Source organism: Mesorhizobium sp. WSM4898 (genome assembly GCF_029625845.1).
GTDB lineage: Bacteria > Pseudomonadota > Alphaproteobacteria > Rhizobiales > Rhizobiaceae > Mesorhizobium.
In genome coordinates, this window is sequence record NZ_JARTVQ010000001.1 from 682,093 (window position 1) to 701,700 (window position 19,608).

Below are 19,608 nucleotides of genomic sequence, written 5' to 3' on the forward strand. Positions count from 1 at the left end.
TATGTTCCAGAAAGTCGCCTGGCTATAACTTTTGAGTGTCGCGGCGAAACGTGATCACTCCGTCTGCGAGGCCAAGTCCTCAGACCTCGTGCAGGTAGAGGTGGTAGTCGAGTTCGCTGACGGTGCGTGCGACGCGCAGATATTCCGCCTGCTTGATCGCCACGAAGGTCCGGTGCAGGTCGGGACCGAGCGCCGATTTCAGGAATTCGGAGCCACGTGCGGCCTCGATCGCGGCGCGCCAATCGGTCGGCATGGTGGAGGCTTCCGTTGTCTGCTCGTAACCGTTGCCGGTCGTTTCCGGTCCGGGGTCAAGGGCCTCGTCGAGGCCCTTGACGATGCCCGCCAGCACCGTCGCCGCCACAAGATAAGGGTTGGCGTCGACGCCGGACGGCCGGTGCTCGATACGCCGGTTCATCGCATCGCCCGCCGGCACGCGCAACGCCACGGAGCGGTTGTTGACGCCCCAGGTCGGCGCCACCGGCGCATAGGATTGCGCCACGAAACGCCGCCATGAATTGGCATGCGGCGCAAACACCAGCATGGATTCCGCCATGGTGTGGATCAGGCCGCCAAGCGAGTTGAGCAGGCTTGGCGACCATTTCTCGCCGGCAGCTTCGGTGAAGACGTTGCGGCCGGCATCGTCCTGCAGCGAGACGTGGAAATGCATGCCCGAACCGGCATAGGCCTCGATCGGCTTGGCCATGAAGCAGGCGGTGACGCCGTGCCGGCGCGCCTGCGCCCTCACCAGCCGCTTCAGCATGACCAGGTCGTCGGCCGCCCGCATCACGTCCTTGCGGTAGTTGAGCGTCAGCTCGTACTGTCCGGGCGCATATTCGGAAATCACCGTCTCGGCCGGAATGCCTTGCGCCCTGGCGGCGGCGTAGATGTCGGAAAACAGCGGCTCCATGCCGTGCAGGTGGTCGACTGAATAGACTTCCGTTTTGCCCGAGCGGCGGCCGTCGAGCACCGCGCGCGCCGCCTGCACCTTGCCGTCGGCGTCGCGCTCATTGGCAAGCAGAAAAAATTCCAGCTCGAAGGCGCCGGCCGGATGCAGGCCGCGCGCCGCCAGGAGCTCGACTTGCCTTGCCAGCACCAGCCGCGGATCGGAAGTCATCGGCTGGCCGTCGAGATGATACATCGCCATCAGCACCTGGCCGCGCGGCGGCTTGGTGCCGTGCAGCGGCACCAGCGTGCCTGGAACCGGCCATGCCCTGAGGTCGCCGTCGCCGGTGTCCCAGATCAGCCCGGTCTCGTGAACATCCTCACCGGTGATGTCGAGGCCGAGGATCGAGATCGGCATATGCCTTCCGCCCTCGAAAATGCTCATCAGCTCGTGCCGGCGCACGATCTTGCCGCGGCCGATGCCGTTGGCGTCGGTGAGCACGATGTCGAAGGCCTCGATGTCGGGATGGGCGGCGAGAAACGCTTTCGCCTCGGCCGGCGTCGAGCCCGAAGGGGAGGTCGCAACTGTGCTCGGATTGTCCATAGCTGCTTGTCTCATGCCGTAAGCCTGGCGGCAACCGCGGCGAAAGCCGCGATCAGGCGGCTTACCTGCTCCGCGGTCGTCGCCGGCGAGATCAGCATCATATTGTGGAACGGTGCGATCAGCACGCCGCGATTGACCAGCGCGACATGGACGGCGGCTTCGAGTTCCGGCGTATGTGCCTTCTCCGCCTCGCCGCCGTTCTTGAGCGGGCCGGGCGCGCAGATGAACTCGACGCGGGCGCCGACGCGCGCGACATGCCAAGGCAGCTTGTGTCGCTCGATGACGGCGGAGAGCCCCGCGTCGAGGCGGCGCGCCAGCCGGTCCATATGCGCATAGGCCTCCTCCGTCATTACCTCTTCCAGCGTCGCCCGCATCGCCGCGAATTGCAGCGGGTTGGCCGACAGCGTGGTGCCCATGCCGGAATAGCCGGGCTCCTTGCTGCGATTGTAGGTGCCGTAGCGCGTCGCGACCTCCTCGCTCATGCCCCAGATGCTGGCCGGCACGCCTCCGGCCACCGGCTTGCCGAGCACAAACAGGTCCGGCTCCAGCCCGTGCGTTCGCGTGTAACCGCCGGGCCCGGTTGAAATGGTGTGCGTCTCGTCGATCAAAAGCAGCGTGCCGGCGGCGCGGGTGAGGCGCCGCAGCGCGTCGTGGAAGCCGGGTTCCGGCAGCACCATGCAGGAATTGGTCAGCACCGGTTCGGTGATCACGCAGGCGATATCGCGGTCGCCAAGTGCCGCTTCCAATGCTGCAATATCGTTGAATTCGATAACCTTGGTTGCCCGTGTGAGATCGCGGAACTCGCCTGCCAGCCCAGGCCGGTTGACCGGCTTGCCGTCGATCAGTCGCACCATCGTCTCGTCGACCGAGCCGTGATAGCAGCCGTTGAACACCAGGATCTTTTCGCGCCCCGTCACCGCGCGGGCGACCCGCAAGGCGAAGCGGTTGGCATCGGTGGCGGTGGTGGCGATCTGCCAATAGGGCAGGCCGAAGCGCTGCTGCAAGAGCGGACCGATCGCCAGCGCATCCTCGCTGGGCAGCATATAGGTCAGGCCACGTGCTGCCTGCCGGCGGATGGCGCGGGCGACCGGCGGCGGCGAATGGCCGAGCATCGAGCCGGTGTCGCCCAGGCAGAAATCGTCGAGCTTGTTGCCGTCGACATCGGTAATCGTGGCACCCTTGGCGCTGTCGACCAGGATCGCAAATGGTGTCGGCCAGTCGGTCATCCAATGCATCGGCACGCCGCCGAGGAAGCCGGCCATGCCGTTGCCAACCTTGGCCTCGGACTTCGGCCGCGCCTTGCGGAAGGCGGCCGCCTCGGCCTCGCGCAGCTCGGCTATGCGGGCGGCGGCGATGCCGCCGATGGAAGTCCGGTCGATTGAATGCATGAAGCCCCTCTTTCTCGCGCGGCACTCTGCCAACCGGTCGGCAAAACCGCAATTGGCCGCGCAGGGGGCGGGCGTTGGCTCAGACAGTAGGGATTAAGGGATTAAGGAAGTAGGGGAGTAGGGCATTGGGAAGACAGCGGAGGAAGGCTCTCCTTCCCTATTCCCTTGCCGCCCTATTCCCCTAATCCCTTACGCAGTAATGTCGATCACGCCGCAATCGCCGGCCGCGCTGCCGAAGACGATGCGGCGCTCTTCCTTGTCCCACATCATCGAGGTGATGGCGCCTTTGCCGGGACGACGCAGGAGCACTTCCTTGGCGTCGGCGAAGCGGGCCGCGATCACCATGCCGTCCTCATAGCCGATCGCGGTGACCTCCTGGCTGGGATGGCAGGCAACGCAGGTCACCATGGTGTTGCCGCGCGTGCCGAGCTCCAGCGGCGCCTTGCCCATCGGCCCGTCCTTGCTGGCGAAAGGCCACACGATCGCCGCCGGCGCGCCGGAGCTCGCCAGCCATTTGCCCTTCGCGCTCCAGGACAGGCTTTTGACCTTGCCCGGATAGCCGCTCATGCGCATGTGCTTGCCGTCCGCCAGCTTCCAGCCATGCAACGCGTTTTCCTGCATGGTGGTAATCAGGAAAGCGCCGTCCGGCGAAAAGCTGATCCCGGTATGGGCGCCGGCCCATTCCAGATCGACCGGCTTGCCCTCCGCCGCCGGGAAATGCAGCGTCGCGCCATTGTAGCGGGCAACGCCGAAGCGCATGCCCTTGGGCGAGAAGGCGAGCCCTTCCACCGAGCGCGGATGCGCGAATTCCTTGATCTTGCCGTCGGCGAAACGGACGAACGCCGTCTTGCCAGAGGCATAGGCGATTGCGCCCTGAGGGCCCGCCGCAACGCTGGTGATCCATTTTCTGCCGGCACTGGCAAGTTCGCTCGCCTCGCCGCCGGCCTTGACCGCAAACACCTTGCCGTCTTCGCCGCCGGTAACTAGCCGGTCGTTCGCCGCATCGTGGAAGGCGGCGAGCAGCCCGTCATTCGCCTGTACGGTCTTGTGCCCATTGTCGAGCCGATGGATCGCGCCGTCGGCCAAAGCGAAATGCGGCACGTCGCCGAGGAAGACGGCGGCGACGCAATGGCCTTCGAGATCAAGCGGGGCGACTGTCGGCATGGGGATGATCCATTCGATTTCCGCCCATCCCTTAAGGGGTTGAGCTACGGGTCTCAACCCGCTTCGTCGCAAACGAGGAATGGCGCCAGCGTTGCGGCTCTCCCTTCTCCCCCTGTGGGAGAAGGTGGCCGAGCGAAGCTCGGTCGGATGAGGGGTGTTCCAGCTTGGCAAAGACGGCGATCCGTCCAATACCCCTCATCCGTCTCGGCGCTGCGCGCCGATCCACCTTCTCCCACAAGGGGAGAAGGTCAGGGCGGCCAAATTAAGCCGCCTGGCAAGCTTCAAAACTCTTCCTGAGGCGCTCGGCGTCGAGATCGCGGCCGATGAAGACCAGCCGGCTTTCATGCTTCTCGCCGTCCTTCCAGGCGCGCTGGTGGTCGCCTTCGAGGATCATGTGCACGCCTTGCAGCACATAGCGGTCCTCGTCGCCCTTCAGCGCGATGATGCCCTTAAGCCTGAGGATGTTCGGCCCTTCCATCTGGGTCACCTTCTCGATCCATGGGAAGAACTTCTTCGGATCCATCTCGCCGCCGCGCAGCGAGACCGACTTCACCGTGACATCGTGGATGGCGGAAGGATGGTCGTGATGATGGTGATCGTGCCCGTCGTGATGATGGTGGTGGTCGTGATCGCAATCCGGACCGCATTCATGGTCGTGATCGTGGTCGTGCGCCTCGAGGAAATGCGGATCGTTCTCCAGCGCGCGTGACAGGTCGAAGGCGCCGCGGTCGAGCACTTCGCCGAGCGCCACACCGGCGCGCTGGGTGCGATGGATCCTGGCCGCCGGGTTGATGGCGCGGATCGTCGCCTCGACCTTTTCGAGCTCTTCGGGAGTGACGAGATCGGTCTTGTTCAGCACCACCACATCGGCGAAGGCGATCTGGTCCTCGGCCTCCTTCGAGTCCTTCAGGCGCAGCGGCAGGTGCTTGGCGTCAACCAGCGCCACCACCGCGTCGAGCTTGGTTTTGGAGCGCACATCGTCGTCCATGAAGAAGGTCTGCGCCACCGGCACCGGGTCGGCCAGGCCAGTGGTCTCGACCACGATGGCATCGAAACGGCCGGGCCGCCGCATCAGGCCCTCGACGACGCGGATCAGGTCGCCGCGCACCGTGCAGCACACGCAGCCATTGTTCATCTCATAGATTTCCTCGTCGGATTCGACGATCAGATCGTTGTCGATGCCGATCTCGCCGAACTCGTTGACGATGACCGCGTAACGCTTGCCGTGGTTCTCCGACAGGATGCGGTTGAGCAGCGTCGTCTTGCCCGCGCCGAGATAGCCGGTGAGAACGGTTACGGGGATCTGCGTCTGTGCATCGCTCATGGCCTGCCTCGAAAAATCTGTGCTCGAAGGATTTGTCGGCCCTCATATAGGATGTGAGCCGCGCTTTTGCACGCGCCAAACCGATGGGCCAGCCGGTCCCGATCGGGGCAGCCGCAGTGGGTTAAAGTAACAGGGCAGCCGCACGGCATCAGAGCCCCTCCGGGATGTTCCGCTGTGAATGCCGGCGGGCCAAAAGTCGTTTGTCATCTAACTGAAATAAACATCTGGCATCACCTGCGCGGGCAACGCAATGCTTGCCGGCAAAGTGTTTGCAGGCCGGACTCGTTAAATCGTCATTTGCCAGCCGCCGGACAGCCTCTATGCTGCCCGCGCCGGTTCGGCCGAAGAGGGAATGACCATGGCCAAGGCGGACAGAACGGCGACTATGAGCCGGCTGCATTCGGCAGCGCGGCTGGCGCGCACGGCGCTTGCTGCGCGCCTTCTGGCACATGGCTTCTACGCTGGCCAGGACCAGATCATGCTGGCGCTCGACCGCGAAGACGGCCAGACACCCGGCAATCTCGCCGACAAGCTCGGCGTACGTCCGCCGACGATCACAAAAACCATCAACAGGCTGCAGGCGCAGGGTTTTCTCGAAAAGCGCGCCTCCAACGCCGATGCCCGCCAGGCCCATATTTTCCTCACCGGCTCCGGCCGCGAAACCATCCGCGCCATCGAGAAATCGGTCAAGAAGACCGAGAAGCAGGCGCTGAGGGGTCTCGACAAGAAAGACCAGAAGGCGCTGTTCAAGCTGCTCGCCCGCATCGAGGCCAACCTGTCGAACGAGGACGTGATCCTCATCGACGACGACGCCGAGCTGGATGATTAACGAGCGGCGCGCAGCGTCGTCTCGATCGACCCAAGCGCGATGCACAGCATCGTCGCTTCAGGCACCACCCAAGCATCGGCAGCTCAGCGGAAAGGGCGACGACGCTACGCGTCGCGCACCAGCGTCGCCCAGCGTCCCGGCGTCAGCCCGAACGCCTTCTTGAAATGCCGGTTGAAATGGCTCTGATCGCTGAAGCCGGCCGCAACAGCGGTTTCGGCAAGCGGCTCTCCCGCTTCGATCATGCGCCGCGCCCGCTGCAGCCGACGCATCAACAGGAAGCGATGCGGGCTTGTCGAATAGGTCGCGCGGAAATGGCGCGACAGCGCGTAGCGGTCGAGGCCGGTAACCGCCTCCAGCTCGTCGGAGCGCACCGGCCGTTCAGCGTTTTCTTCGAGATAGTCGCGGGCCAGCGCGGCAGCCCGCCACGCGATTTTTCCCGCTGATTTTGCCGGCTGTCCGGCATGGCGTTTCAATTGCTGCGCCAGCTGCGCGATGAAATCCGCCACGAACAGGTCGTCGAGCTCCTCGGTGAGCGGTGTTAGCGCCGACAGCAGCGTGCCGCGCAACTGAGGGTCGCTCACCACAGCATCCTTAACGAAAGGGAGCGGCGAACCGTGAAGGCAGTCGAGCAGCAGCGACGGCTCGAGATAGAGAATCCTGTATCGTAGGCCGTGCTCGGTGCCGGCGCCGCCGTCATGCAGTTCGTCGGGATGCAGCACGATCACCTGGCCGGGCACGCTGTGCCGAAGCGCGCCGCGATAGTGGAAGCGCTGCACGCCGTCCAGCGTCACGCCGATGGCGTAGGTGTCGTGGCGGTGCAATTCGAAGGCATTGCCGTGGAAACGCGCCTCGATGCGCTCGAGGCCCGAAGCACCGGGCGCCGAAACGATCCGGTCGTCCTCAGCGCACGAACGTTCAAGACCTCCCAGCGCCTCATTGCCTAGATCGTGCGCCATGGTCCCTGATCCACATCTCGGAGAAACATTTTGGTGTTCGATACGAAATTTGCAATCGTGCTCAAGGAAGACCTCGCCGTCTGGCAGAAGCTCAACGTTACCGCTTTCCTGACCAGCGGCATCGTCGCGCAAGCTCCTCAAATCATCGGCGAGCCCTATCGCGACCGCGCCGGCAATCTCTTCAATCCGCTCTCGATCCAGCCCGTTATCGTGCTGTCGGCGGACGAGCCGACGCTTGCCGCGATCCACCGCCGGGCCCTGGAGCGCGGCGTGACGATATCGGCCTATGTCGAGGAGATGTTCTCCACCGGCCATGACCTGGCCAACCGCGCCGTCTTCGCCGAATTCGCGCCGGACGACGCCAAGATCGTCGGCATCGCGCTGCGCGCCGAAAAGAAGCTGGTCGACAAGATTACCAAGGGCGCCCGCATGCATGCTTGAGTGGCGGGGAGGATGCTCTTGGTGGCTGATTGACCATTCGTCCGGACGACGTCGCGCACGTTCGAGATTGGCCGCGACCTCCCTGCTTCGTCAGCCTGGGGTCTGCGCGCGTCGCGTCGCTCCTTGCTCCGCTCGGGATGACGAACCAGGAACGTTCTGCTGATCGCCAAGGCACTGCGCTCTAAGCCTGTCGGCACGTCTTGTTGGGCCAGTCGCTTTTGGCTTGCCGGCCGGCGGCGATTGCCGCAAAAGGACGGCGTCTACCTCTCCTCCGGCCCGATTTTGAGCGTTCCCAAAAATCACGACGACAGCGCGACGCCGCCCGCGGCGATGCTGTTAATGCTCTGCGTCTATGTCTGCTTCACCTTTCTCGACACCTCAAGCAAATATCTGGTGCTCGCCGGCGTCTCGGCGCTGATCGTCGCCTGGGCCCGCTTCATCGTGCATGTCCTGCTTGTCGGCGTTTTCCTGCGCGGCTGGCGCGAGCCGTCGCGCTTCCGCGCCAACAACCTGCCGGCGCACATCCTGCGCGGATGCCTGCTTTTCGGCTCGACCATGTTCAACATCCTGGCGCTCAGGACGCTGCAGCTCGCCGAGACCACCTCGATCTATTTCTTCGGCCCGATGGTGATCACCGCATTGGCCGGCCCGCTGCTCGGCGAATGGGCGGGCTGGCGGCGCTGGCTGGCGATCCTCACCGGCTTCGTCGGCGTCCTCATCATCACCCGGCCCGGCGTCGGCGTGTTCGGCATGGACCATCTCTTCGCGCTGGGCTCGATGCTGTCGAACTCTTTTTACGTCATCATGACCCGGCGCATGTCGTCGACGGAGACATCCGAGAGCCTGATCCTGTTCTCGGCGCTGGCGCCGGCGGTGCTGCTCCTGCCCATGCTGCCCTTCTCATTGTCCCTGCCGCAGGACGGCTGGCACTGGGTGATCCTTTTGATGCTCGGCGTCTTCGGCGCCGGCGGCCATTGGCTCCTGGTCCAGGCCTATCGCCTGGCGACGACGACGGCGCTCGCGCCTTACCCTTATTCGCAGATGATTTGGATGATCATCTCCGGCTGGCTGATCTTCCACCAGTTTCCCGACCGCTGGACCCTGCTCGGGGCGGCCATCATCGTCGCCAGCGGCCTCTACATCATCCACCGCGAGCACAGGCTTCGCCTGCGCAATTCCGCTTCCTTGGACACGGAAGCCGAGGGCTTGGCAAAAAAACTTTGATTTGCCCTCAATCGATGGCATAAGCCCATTTAAACAGTTTAAAGGCCTCGGGGACCAAGGCTGGCACAGAAGATCAAGCTTTCGACGATCGCGGATGCGCTTGGCGTATCCACGGCAACGGTGTCGCTGGCGCTGCGCGACAGCCCGCTGGTCGCGGGCTCGACGCGCGAGCGTATCAAGGAGCACGCGCGCGCCATCGGCTATATCTACAACCGACGGGCCGCGTCGCTCCGCACCTCGCGCTCCGGCATTGTCGGCGTCGTCGTGCACGACATCATGAACCCGTTCTTCGCCGAGATTCTGCGCTCGATAGAAAGCGAGCTCGACCGCAGCCGCCAGACCTTCATCCTGTCCAACCATTATGACCAGCTGGAAAAGCAGCGCACCTTCATCGACACGCTGCTGCAGCTCGGCGCCGACGGCGTCATCATGTCGCCGGCCATAGGCACGCCGGCCGAGGACATCATCATGGCCGAGGAAAACGGCCTCCCGGCGGTGCTGATCGCGCGCACCGTTACCGGCGCCGACGTGCCGGTCTTCCGCGGCGACGATGCCTATGGCACGGCACTCGCGACCAACCATCTCATCTCGCTCGGCCACAAACGCATCGCCATGATCGGCGGCACGGACCAGACCTCGACCGGCCGCGACCGCTACCAGGGCTACGTCAACGCCATGGAAGCGGCCGGGCTGGAGGTGAAGCCGTCCTGGCGCATTCCTGGACCGCGCACCAAGCAGGCCGGTTTCGAGGCTGCAGGACAGTTCTTGGCGCTGAAGGACAAGCCGACCGCCGCCTGCTGCTGGAATGATCTGGTTGCGATCGGACTTATGAACGGCATCGCGCGCGCCGGTCTGGTGCCGGGCGTCGATATCTCCGTCACCGGTTACGACGACCTGGAGGAGGCTGCGATAGCAACGCCGGCCTTGACCACGGTCTGGAATGGCCAGCGCGAGGTCGGCCGCCGCGCCGCCAGCGCGCTGCTCGACAAGCTGAACGGGCAGGCCGTGCGGCCGTCGCAGGAATTGATCAAGCCGGAGCTGCACGTACGCCAGTCCACCGGCAAGCCGGTGGAGCGTCAATGACACAGACAGAAGCGAAGTCGCCGGTCGCCATCCTGGTGCCGGGCCGTTTCAACGACCATGCCATCGGCCGGATCGACAAAGCGTTCAAGCGCGTGCGGATCGAGCGCGCCGATCCGTCGCTCGTCACCGGCGAGATGCGCGAGAGCGTGCGCGGCATCGCCTCCTTCGGCGGCATCAGCGCGGCCATGATCGACGCGCTGCCCAATCTCGAGATCATCGCCAATTTCGGCGTCGGCTATGACTCCGTCGACGCTCGTCACGCGGCCACCCGCGGCGTCATGGTCACCAACACGCCCGACGTGCTGACCGAGGAGGTCGCCGACACCACCATCGGCCTGTTGATCAACACGGTGCGCGAAATGTACGCCGCCGAGAAATGGCTGCGCGACGGCGACTGGGTGAAGAAGGGTGACTATCGCCTGAGCCGGCTCACCTTGCGCGGCCGCCGCGTCGGCATCTTCGGCATGGGCCGCATCGGCCTCGCCGTCGCCCGTCGCCTCGAGGCTTTCGGCCTGCCGATCGCCTATCACAACCGCCGCCAGGTCGATGGCCTGTCCTACGAGTACCATGCGACGCTTAAGGGTCTGGCCGAAGCGGTCGACACGCTGATTTGTATCGCGCCGGGCGGGGCCGCGACGGAGAAAGCCATCAACGCGGCGGTCCTGGCGGCGCTCGGTCCCGACGGCGTCTTCGTCAATATCGGCCGCGGCAGCACGGTTGATGAGGCGGCTCTGGCTGCAGCACTCTCCAATGGCACCATCGCTGCCGCCGGGCTCGATGTCTTTGCCGACGAACCGAATGTGCCCAAAGCGCTGCTCGATGCGCCCAACACCTCCCTTCTGCCGCATGTCGGATCTGCGTCCGACCACACCCGCCGGGCCATGGCGGATCTGTGCGTCGACAATCTCATCTCCTGGTTCGGCGAGCACCGGCCGCTGACCCCGGTGCCGGAGACGATCAACGTCAAGCCACGCGCCTGAGCGGAAGGCCGGCCACATTTATTAACGCCTGCTTAATCATCATTCTGCATACTTCGTTATGCATGTTGTCCAAATCGGCGCGTGGTTTGGAGACCGGCATGGCACGGCAAGCCAGGATGTGGAGAGGCGGAGTGAAGCTGTTAGCCGGGTTGATTGCGTCAGTCGCCTTATACGGGGGCGTTCAGTCCCTGCTCGACGGCAACGGCCAAAGCGCGGTCGAGCAAGCCGGCCTCTCCAACAGCTATCGGCTGACAGCCAATGGCGACGAAGCGGCCTGCGCAATCAAGCGCGGCGCCGCGGTCTCGGACGGCCTGTCGCTGCTGACAATTGCTCCGAACTGCAGCAAGCTGATGCCCGGCATCGAGCGTGTGAAATTCTGGCGCGAGCAGGCCGACGGCTCGGTCGCGTTCAGCGAGAACGGCATCGATCCGATCGTCACCTTCGGTGTTGCTGATGGCGACGGCTACGAATCCTATGCACCGGCCGCCCCGCTTTTGGCGCTGAACGCGACGACCAGCGACTGAGCTGCTCGGGTTCGGCTATTCCGCCGCCGCGCGTGCACCGGCCTTCGCCGCCGCATGCAGGCGCACGGCATCGCCGAAGGCGCGGAAGATCTTTGCCGAGTTGCTGTCCGACTTCACCCAATATTCGGGGTGCCACTGGACGCCGACGGCGAAGGCGCGGGCCTCCTTGACCGAGACGGCCTCGATCGTGCCGTCGGTCGCCAAAGCCTCGACCTGCAGTTTCGATCCGAGCCGGTCGATCGCTTGGCGATGCAGCGAGTTGACCTTGATGTCGCCGGCGCCGAACACGCCGGCGAGGCAGGTTCCAGGCTTGATCGAAATCGTCTGGTGGATGCCGAAGCGCTCGTCCTGATTGTCGCTCACCGGCGCGCGGTGATCGAGCGAGCCTTCGCGCTCCTGGATCTCGGTGCCGAGCGTCCCGCCCAGCGCCACGTTGAGCTCCTGGATGCCGCGGCAGATGGCGAGCAGCGGCACGCCGCGCTCGATCGCCTTGCGGATCAGCGGCAGCGTGGTGGAGTCGCGCGCCGGGTCGTAGGGGCCGTTGGCCTCGCTGGGATCGCCGCCATAGAGCGAGGGATGCACATTGGATTTCGAACCCGTCACCATGACGCCGTCGACCGAGGACAGCAGCTCGTCGAAATCGAGCCGGTCGCCGAAGGACGGCACCAGGAGCGGGAACACGCCGGCGCCGGCGATCGCCGCCTCGATATATTGCTGGGGCGCGGCATGCCATGTGTAGTTGTCGAACTGGCGGACATCGGTTGAGACGGCAACGAGCGGCTGCTGCATTTTGGATACGGGTTCCATCGAGGGCTAACGAATTATTCTGCCTACAAAATAGGCGATCAGTCGGCACTTTGCCATGGCAAGTTTCGGTTCTCCGAATGGGCCAGGACGGTCGACGTTAGACTATAGTTGCACGTTGCCCGCGGTGCTGGACTCGACATCTTGCCCGTGTATTGTTTCGCGCAGCCGATCAGGGCACCGCGGATGTCCGAATATCGGTCTGTTGGTTCTAAACGGGAGGAAAATGCATGGATCGTCGTTCGTTCATCCGTAAGGCCGGTGCATCCGGTGTTGGTGTCGCGGCAGCGGCCGCCGCGCTTGCCACGCCGGCGATAGCCCAGTCCAATCCGAAAGTGACCTGGCGGCTGGCATCGTCCTTCCCGAAATCGCTCGACACGATCTATGGCGGTGCGGAAGTGTTCTCAAAAATGCTGTCGGAAGCGACCGACGGCAATTTCCAGGTTCAGGTCTTCGCCTCGGGCGAGCTCGTTCCCGGCCTGCAGGCGGCCGACGCCACCGCCGCAGGCACCGTCGAGGCATGCCACACGGTGGCATATTACTATTGGGGCAAGGACCCAACCTGGGCGCTGGGTGCCGCAGTGCCGTTCTCGCTTAACGCGCGCGGCATGAACGCTTGGCACTATCATGGCGGCGGCATTGACCTCTTCAACGAATTCCTTGCAACGCAAGGCCTATTCGGCCTGCCGGGCGGCAACACCGGCGTGCAGATGGGCGGCTGGTTCCGCAAGCAGATCAACACGGTCGCCGATCTTTCCGGCCTCAAGATGCGCATCGGCGGCTTTGCCGGCAAAGTGGTGCAGAAGCTCGGCGTCGTGCCGCAGCAGATCGCCGGCGGCGACATCTACCCGGCGCTGGAAAAGGGCACGATCGACGCCGCCGAATGGGTCGGCCCTTATGACGACGAGAAGCTCGGCTTCTACAAGGTCGCGCCCTACTACTACTATCCCGGCTGGTGGGAAGGCGGCCCGACCGTGCATCTGATGTTCAACAAGGCCAAATACGAGGAATTGTCGCCCGCCTACAAGTCGCTGGTGCACACGGCCGCGCAAGCCGCCGACGCCAACATGCTGCAGAAATACGACTACCTCAATCCGGCGGCGGTGAAGCGGCTGGTCGCCAGCGGCGCCAAGCTGGCCCCCTTCAGCCAGGAAATCATGGCTGCCTGCTTCGAAAAGGCCAACGAAGTCTATGCCGAAATGGAGGCCAACAACGCGCCGTTCAAGAAGATCTGGGAATCCATCAAAGGCTTCCGCAAGGAGCACTATCTCTGGGCCCAGGTCGCCGAATACAACTACGATACCTTCATGATGGTGCAGCAGCGTAACGGCAAGCTGTAGCCGGGGATTAGCCCTCTCCCCTATGGTGACGGGGAGAGGGCGCTGTCACCGCCGGTTTCGCCAATCGCCAACGTTGCAGGACTTCAGGTCCGGCCCGGCACGACCAGCACCTTGACCTCGCCGGGGGCGGCTGGGTTCGAGATCACCTGCGGCGCCTCTTCGAGTGGCACCTGCCTGGAAATCAGCTTGTCGATCTCGATCGCGCCGGACGCGATGAGGTCCGCGGCGCGTCGATGCGTGAAGGGATTGATGAAGGACCCGAGGACCTTCAACTCCCGGAACAGCACGTCGAAAGGCTCGAAAGCCACCTTCTGCCCCTGCGGCATCACGCCGACGATCACCACCGTGCCTCCGGCCTTGGCAATTCGCATCGACTGCTCGACCGTGTCGCGAACCCCGGCGCATTCCAGCACCACGTCGACGCCGCCCGGCACAAGCCCGGCTTTTCCGGCGATGGCCTCGATGGGATCGACGGCGCTTGGATCGACCGTAGCGGTCGCGCCGAGTTCTTCGGCCAGCGCGCGGCGCGAGGCCTGCCTGGTCGATAGGATGATGGTCGCGGCACCGGCAAGCTTCGCCAATTGCACGGTGAGCAGGCCGATGACGCCGCCGCCGAGCACCACCACCGAGTCGCCGGGCCTGATTCCGGCGAGGTCGATGCCGTGCAGGCAGCAGGCCAGCGGCTCGCAGAAGGCGCCATGCGTCGGCTGGAGGTTGCCGGGCAGGAGGAAGGCCTGGCCTTGCGGCATCACGACATAATCGGCGAAACCGCCGTCCCGGTGGATGCCGATGGCCCTGAGATTGCTGCACAAATTGACGCGGCCGGCCCGGCACTGGCTGCAGCGCCCGCAGGCGATGTTGGGGTCGCCCGTGACCCGATCGCCGACGGCGATGCCGGACACCGCGTCGCCGACCGCCTCGACGATGCCGCAGAATTCGTGGCCAAGCGTGACCGGCGGCGTGCACGGGAATTCGCCATGGAACAGGTGGCGGTCCGTGCCGCAGACGCCGCAGGCTTCGATCCGCACCAGAACATCCTCCGGCCCCGGCGCAGGTTTGTCGACCGCACGAAGGGCGATGCCGCCGATTGCTTCCAGCCGTACGGCTCTCATGACTTGGTCACCTCAGTTGAAACTCGGCGGCTTGGAAAGATCGGGTGCCGGCGTCGCCGGCTTGGCGGGGGCCGTATCGCCGAAATTCGGCGGCTGTGACAAGTCCGGGGTGCCAGGCGCGGCGGGCGCCGAGCCGCCACTGGCGGGCGCCGCGCCATTGTCGCCCGGCGGCGTGCCGAGCGGCGCAAGTCCCGGCATGTCCGGCAGCTTGAGGTCGATCGTGCTCGGCTCGACCGCGGTGCCCTTGTAGCGCATTACCATTTGCGGGAAGGCGATGGTAAGCCCGATCATGATCACCTGGATACAGACGAACGGCACCGCGCCCCAGTAGATCTGGCCGGTGGTGACCGGCGCGATCTGCTTGCCGGTGATGCGGTCGAGATAGGGCACGCGCGCCGCGACCGAACGCAGGTAGAACAGCGCGAAGCCGAACGGCGGATGCATGAAGCTGGTCTGCATGTTCACGCCAAGCAGCACGCCGAACCAGATCAGGTCGATGCCGAGCTTGTCGGCGGCGGGCGCCAGCAACGGCACGATGATGAAGGCGAGCTCGAAGAAGTCGAGGAAGAAGGCGAGCACGAAAACCAGCACGTTGACGCCGATCAGGAAGCCGGTCTCGCCGCCCGGCAGCGAGGTCAAGAGATGCTCGACCCAGATATGGCCGTTGACGCCGTAGAAGGTGAGCGAGAAGACGCGCGCGCCGATCAGGATGAACAGCACGAAGGCGGAGAGCCGCGTCGTCGAGGCCAGCGCCTGCTTGATGACGTCCATCGTCAGTCGCCCCTTGAAGCCCGCCATGATCAGCGCGCCGACGGCGCCCATGGCGCCACCCTCGGTTGGGGTGGCGATGCCGAGGAAGATGGTGCCCAGCACCAGGAAGATCAGCGCCAGCGGCGGGATCAGCACGATCACCACCTGCTGTGCCAGCTTGGACATCATGTTGATGTGGAGGCGCTGGTCGGCGATCGCCACGATGTAGATGACGATCACGCCGACGGTGGCGCCAAGGATGTCCGCATTGTCGCCATGAGTCGGCGCGAGGTAACGATAGGCCGCATAGGAAATCGCGCCGGTCACCAGCAGCGCCACGATCAGCGAAATCACGCCGTGGCCGAGCGTGCGGGCCTCGAGCGGCAATGCCGGCATCGAGTTCGGCCGGACGATCGACATGATCAGGATGTAGAGCATGTAGATGCCGGTCAAAACGAGGCCGGGGATCAGCGCGCCCGCATACATGTCGCCCACCGAGCGTCCAAGCTGGTCGGCCAGCACAATCAGCACCAGCGAGGGGGGGATGATCTGGGCCAGTGTGCCGGAAGCCGCGATAACGCCCGAGGCGAGGCGCCGGTCGTAGCCGTAGCGCAGCATGATCGGCAGCGAGATCAGCCCCATGGCGATGACGGAGGCCGCCACCACGCCGGTCGTTGCGGCAAGCAGTGCGCCGACGAAGATCACCGCATAGGCAAGCCCGCCGCGGATCGGGCCGAACAGCTGCCCGACCGTGTCGAGCAGGTCCTCGGCCATGCCGGATCGCTCCAGCACGATTCCCATGAAAGTGAAGAATGGAATGGCCAGCAGCGTGTCGTTCGACATCACCCTTGTGCCGTAGAAATTATCCGGCAGCGCATGCAGCAGAGGCCAGGCGAGGTTGATCGAGCCGCCGGAATAGGGCGACAAGAGCACGCCGATGAAGAAGAACAACAGGCCGTTCGCAGCGAGCGAGAAGGCGACGGGGTAGCCGATCAAAAGGAAGATGATCAGCGAGGCGAACATGATCGGCGCCATGTTCTGCGCGATGAACTCGATCATGAGCGCACCTCGTCGGACAGCGCCTTGGCTTCTTCGGCAAGCGCTTCGGCCTCGAGCTTGGCCTGGTCGTGGGCCGAGACATAGGGAGTGGGATCCTCCATGTCGCCGCGCATGATGGCGATCTTCTTGATGATCTCCGAGACACCCTGGATGGCCAGCAGCAAGAAGCCGACGAGCAGGATGGCCTTGGCCGGCCAGACGATCAGCCCGCCGGCATTGGTCGACATCTCGCCGCTGCGGAAGGACAGCGACACGTAAGGCACGAAGTAGATCACCATCAGCACCACGAACGGCATCAGGAAGAGGAGATGGCCGAGGAGGTCGATCCAGTGCTGCACGCGGCGGGGGAACATGCCGTAGACGATGTCGATGCGGATATGGTCGTTCTGTTTCAGCGTATAGGCGGCAGCCAGCATGAAGGCGGCGCCGAACAGATACCACTGCAGTTCGAGCCAGGCGTTGGAGGAGATGTCGAACACCTTGCGGATGACGGCGTTGCCGGCGCTCACCAGGATCGCAAGCAGGATCAGCCACGAGACCCAGCGGCCGATGAACTCGTTGATGCGGTCGATCGTCGTGGATAGAGCGAGCAGCCCTGCCATGCATTTCCTCCCTCGCGCACCGGCCCCGAGAATCGCGTTCGATTTCGGAAAGCACGATGCCTAACTCAAAGTGCTGGCGCCGCGCCCGAGTCCCCCTCCGGTGTCGCGCCGCTTGGCCCAACGGTATGCAGTGCGTGGCCCGGATGGTCAACATGGCAAAGCACGTGCCGGCGATCCACGCGGCGAGCAACGGTAAAAACCGGTCACCTCACGGCGCGTCATGCAACCAAAGTCTGATGGATTTCAGGCGACCTTGGCCTGGTCGCGGCCGGCGCCGATCAGCACCAGCATGGCGACGAGGAAGAGGTATATCCAGCCGTCGCGCCATTCGAGCGGGAAATAACCGGCCCACAGCGATTCGGCCATGCCGAAGGCCGCGGCACCGAGAGCAGCCTTGAGCGGCGACATGTAGCCGCCGACCGCCGTCACGAACAGGATCTTGAGCCCGTAGACGAGGCCCGTGCCGAAGCTGATGTTGCCGTAGTAGATGCCGGCGAGCATGCCGGCAAAAGCCGCGCAGAAGCCGCCATAGAGCACCGCGCGGCGGAACACCGCGGTGACGTCGATGCCGCACATCGCGGCCGCCTTCGGGTCGTCGGACACGGCCCGCCAGGCGCGTCCGAAGCGCGAATGCGAAAACAGCCACGCGGCCACCGCCACCATCGCCATCACCGCCGCGCAATCCAAGAGCTGGATAACGGTCAGCGTCACCTTGAAGCCGGCACCCTGCGCGAAGACGACGGGCTGGGCGAGCATCGGCGGCAGCCAGAGATCATGGGTGTCGGCGGCGATGCGGCTTGCTTCCGACAGGAACAGCAAGATGCCGAGCGTCGTCACCACGATCGCATTAGGCGACCGGTCCGCCAGCCTCTCGAACACGCTGCGCGACAGCACCTGGCTGATCAGCACCGAATAGAGCAGGGCAGCAACGATACCTAGCGCGACCGAGGCAAACAGCGTCAGCCACAGCGCCTGATAGCCGAAGGCGGCGGTCAGGATCATGGTGTGGCCGCAAAAGGCAAACAGCGCGCCATAGGCAAGGTTGGTGCGGTGCAGGATGCCGTTGGTCAGCACGTAGCCGAAGGCGAGCAGCGCATAGAGCGCGCCCGAATGCAGCCCGTTCAGCACCTGCTGATAGAAATAGAGCATGGAGCATCCCTAGGGCCGCGCGAAATGGCCCTGTTTGGAGCGTTGCATCCGAAATCTAACTTGTCAAATACGTTTTATCGGTTAGATTTCCGGCATGACGGTATCCTGGACCCCGCACCGCTTCACCGGCGGCATCCTCGCGCTCGACACGGCGAACACGGTCGTCCTGCGCAACGATCCGGAAAAGACCTTCGACCGTTTCGCTGATCCGGCCGAGATCGCCCGCTTCGCCGAGGCGGCGAGCGGCTTTCGCGCCGCCGAGCTTGGCGGCCGGCGGCTGGAGGCGCCTGAACCGGGCGGCATCGCCGCGGTCGTGCTGTCGATACGCGAGGCGACGGACCGCCTGTTCCGCCATGCCATAGCGAAAGGCGCGATCGCCGCCGGCCATCTGCCGGATTTCCTGACCGCCTGCGCCAACGGCCTCTCCGGCAGCAGCATCGAGATCGGCGCACCGGGCAGGCCCTTTGGCGATCCGGCGACGCCGATAGCGTTCGAGGCGGCTTTGGCCGTCTCGGCGCTTTCGCTGCTGCGCGACGACACCGTTGCCAGGCTCAGGATCTGTCCGAACTGCAGTTGGCTCTTCGTCGACCGCAGCCGCAACTCAAGCCGCCTCTGGTGCGACATGGCCGTCTGCGGCAACCGCCAGAAAGCGAACCGCTATTATCGCCGCCGCACGGCGGCCAGGGAGGCCACCAATGCTTAGAAAATTCCGTTCGATCGCTCTCGGCGCGGCCCTGATCGCCGCGACGGCGCTCGGCGCCTGCCGCGACACCGGCAAGGAGCAGCTCTTCGCCATTTCCGGCAAGCTGTTCGAGTTCAACTACCGGCTTGGCATCGCCACCTATGTCATCACGCTGAGACCGCTGCGGCCGATGGGCGAGGGACAGATTGCGGTGGTGAATTTCCAGAATCCGGCCGGCGGCGACCCGCTCATCGTCAACCAGAAGATCTGGCCGAAGCTCCCGCATATCACCTTGACCAGCCCGCCGCTCACCTGCGTGGTCAAGGACAAGCCCTATTCCGTCACGATCCGCATCGAGGATTCGAGCGGCACGTTGCTTCAAAGCCTCGAGACGACGATGACCTCCTCGGCGGACCAGACCATGCTGCCGGACCGGCCGCTGGTGATCGGGCCGAAATACGAGCTCAACCCGGACCTTGCCGGCCATCCCGACGGCAAGCTGCCGGATGCGCCCAAGCCGGATTGCTCGAAAGCGGCGTGAGGCCCGCTGGGCTGGTTGAAATTTTCGTGCGCTGCGAAGCGTTTAGCGTGCGATTGAATGCGGCGGCCGTTTCCAGCGGGACCGTTTGTTGCGTGCGCTCTGGCCGCTGCGATTTCGTTTGACCTGTCCCGCAAGGGAAGAAAGACTGCGGCCTCTCACTCCGACGTTGG

19 protein-coding genes are annotated in these 19,608 nt (G+C 64.5%); 9 read left to right on the top strand and 10 right to left on the bottom strand.

Features of this window, described 5'->3' with window-relative positions:
* Positions 1 to 79: 79 nt before the first annotated feature.
* The 4 genes from P9228_RS03385 to P9228_RS03400 form a co-directional block, all read right to left on the bottom strand.
* Complete coding sequence (locus tag P9228_RS03385; protein WP_278052880.1) at positions 80 to 1,486, bottom strand: glutamine synthetase family protein; 1,407 nt, start codon at positions 1,484 to 1,486, stop codon at positions 80 to 82.
* Positions 1,487 to 1,497: 11 nt separating this feature from the next.
* Positions 1,498 to 2,874, bottom strand: a complete 1,377-nt coding sequence (locus P9228_RS03390; protein WP_278052409.1) for an aspartate aminotransferase family protein — start codon at positions 2,872 to 2,874, stop codon at positions 1,498 to 1,500.
* Positions 2,875 to 3,063: 189 nt separating this feature from the next.
* Positions 3,064 to 4,038 carry a WD40 repeat domain-containing protein gene (locus P9228_RS03395; protein ID WP_278052412.1) on the bottom strand — a complete coding sequence of 325 codons (975 nt, stop codon included), beginning with the start codon at positions 4,036 to 4,038 and terminating at the stop codon, positions 3,064 to 3,066.
* A gap of 262 nt (positions 4,039 to 4,300) precedes the next feature.
* Positions 4,301 to 5,362, bottom strand: a complete 1,062-nt coding sequence (locus P9228_RS03400; RefSeq protein WP_278052414.1) for a GTP-binding protein — start codon at positions 5,360 to 5,362, stop codon at positions 4,301 to 4,303.
* A gap of 358 nt (positions 5,363 to 5,720) precedes the next feature.
* Here P9228_RS03400 and P9228_RS03405 point away from each other — a divergent pair, with 358 nt between their 5' ends.
* Positions 5,721 to 6,191, top strand: coding sequence for a MarR family transcriptional regulator (locus P9228_RS03405; protein ID WP_278052416.1), 471 nt, complete (start codon positions 5,721 to 5,723; stop codon positions 6,189 to 6,191).
* A gap of 104 nt (positions 6,192 to 6,295) precedes the next feature.
* Here the strand turns inward: P9228_RS03405 and P9228_RS03410 are convergent, their stop codons facing one another.
* Positions 6,296 to 7,147, bottom strand: coding sequence for an AraC family transcriptional regulator (locus P9228_RS03410; RefSeq protein WP_278052418.1), 852 nt, complete (start codon positions 7,145 to 7,147; stop codon positions 6,296 to 6,298).
* A 33-nt stretch (positions 7,148 to 7,180) separates the two neighbouring features.
* On the opposite strand from P9228_RS03410, the gene P9228_RS03415 reads away from it, so the two are divergent.
* The 5 genes from P9228_RS03415 (at position 7,181) to P9228_RS03435 (ending at position 11,399) form a co-directional block, all read left to right on the top strand.
* Entirely contained in the window at positions 7,181 to 7,588 is a 408-nt protein-coding gene (locus tag P9228_RS03415; protein WP_127404299.1) for a DUF2000 family protein, read from the top strand.
* A gap of 339 nt (positions 7,589 to 7,927) precedes the next feature.
* Positions 7,928 to 8,812: a DMT family transporter gene (locus P9228_RS03420; protein ID WP_278052881.1), complete on the top strand. Its 885-nt coding sequence runs from the start codon at positions 7,928 to 7,930 to the stop codon at positions 8,810 to 8,812.
* Positions 8,813 to 8,872: 60 nt separating this feature from the next.
* Positions 8,873 to 9,895, top strand: a complete 1,023-nt coding sequence (locus tag P9228_RS03425; protein ID WP_067324144.1) for a LacI family DNA-binding transcriptional regulator — start codon at positions 8,873 to 8,875, stop codon at positions 9,893 to 9,895.
* Positions 9,892 to 10,875, top strand: a complete 984-nt coding sequence (locus tag P9228_RS03430; protein WP_278052420.1) for a 2-hydroxyacid dehydrogenase — start codon at positions 9,892 to 9,894, stop codon at positions 10,873 to 10,875. The genes P9228_RS03425 and P9228_RS03430 overlap by 4 nt, the downstream gene beginning before the upstream one ends.
* 131 nt (positions 10,876 to 11,006) lie before the next feature.
* Positions 11,007 to 11,399: a hypothetical protein gene (locus tag P9228_RS03435; RefSeq protein WP_278052421.1), complete on the top strand. Its 393-nt coding sequence runs from the start codon at positions 11,007 to 11,009 to the stop codon at positions 11,397 to 11,399.
* A 15-nt stretch (positions 11,400 to 11,414) separates the two neighbouring features.
* Here P9228_RS03435 and P9228_RS03440 read toward each other — a convergent pair whose 3' ends face one another.
* A complete protein-coding gene (locus P9228_RS03440; protein ID WP_067324150.1) occupies positions 11,415 to 12,188 on the bottom strand; it encodes a gamma-glutamyl-gamma-aminobutyrate hydrolase family protein in 774 nt (257 codons plus the stop codon).
* Between the two features lie 245 nt (positions 12,189 to 12,433).
* On the opposite strand from P9228_RS03440, the gene P9228_RS03445 reads away from it, so the two are divergent.
* A complete protein-coding gene (locus P9228_RS03445) occupies positions 12,434 to 13,543 on the top strand; it encodes a TRAP transporter substrate-binding protein (RefSeq protein ID WP_067003340.1) in 1,110 nt (369 codons plus the stop codon).
* Positions 13,544 to 13,626: 83 nt separating this feature from the next.
* Here P9228_RS03445 and P9228_RS03450 read toward each other — a convergent pair whose 3' ends face one another.
* From P9228_RS03450 to P9228_RS03465, 4 genes are all read right to left on the bottom strand, one after another.
* Complete coding sequence (locus tag P9228_RS03450) at positions 13,627 to 14,655, bottom strand: zinc-dependent alcohol dehydrogenase family protein (protein ID WP_067324152.1); 1,029 nt, start codon at positions 14,653 to 14,655, stop codon at positions 13,627 to 13,629.
* Positions 14,656 to 14,667: 12 nt separating this feature from the next.
* Positions 14,668 to 16,464, bottom strand: a complete 1,797-nt coding sequence (locus P9228_RS03455) for a TRAP transporter large permease subunit (RefSeq protein ID WP_164748276.1) — start codon at positions 16,462 to 16,464, stop codon at positions 14,668 to 14,670.
* Entirely contained in the window at positions 16,461 to 17,066 is a 606-nt protein-coding gene (locus P9228_RS03460; protein WP_067324156.1) for a TRAP transporter small permease subunit, read from the bottom strand. The genes P9228_RS03455 and P9228_RS03460 overlap by 4 nt, the downstream gene beginning before the upstream one ends.
* 243 nt (positions 17,067 to 17,309) lie before the next feature.
* The gene (locus P9228_RS03465) at positions 17,310 to 18,215 is read right to left on the bottom strand and encodes a branched-chain amino acid ABC transporter permease (RefSeq protein ID WP_095776991.1); all 906 of its coding nucleotides are present in this window, start codon (positions 18,213 to 18,215) and stop codon (positions 17,310 to 17,312) included.
* Positions 18,216 to 18,309: 94 nt separating this feature from the next.
* On the opposite strand from P9228_RS03465, the gene P9228_RS03470 reads away from it, so the two are divergent.
* Both P9228_RS03470 and P9228_RS03475 read left to right on the top strand, forming a co-directional pair.
* Positions 18,310 to 18,918 carry a CGNR zinc finger domain-containing protein gene (locus tag P9228_RS03470; protein WP_067324160.1) on the top strand — a complete coding sequence of 203 codons (609 nt, stop codon included), beginning with the start codon at positions 18,310 to 18,312 and terminating at the stop codon, positions 18,916 to 18,918.
* Positions 18,911 to 19,438: a hypothetical protein gene (locus P9228_RS03475; RefSeq protein ID WP_067324162.1), complete on the top strand. Its 528-nt coding sequence runs from the start codon at positions 18,911 to 18,913 to the stop codon at positions 19,436 to 19,438. Before P9228_RS03470 ends, P9228_RS03475 begins: the two co-directional genes overlap by 8 nt.
* Positions 19,439 to 19,608 lie beyond the last annotated feature (170 nt).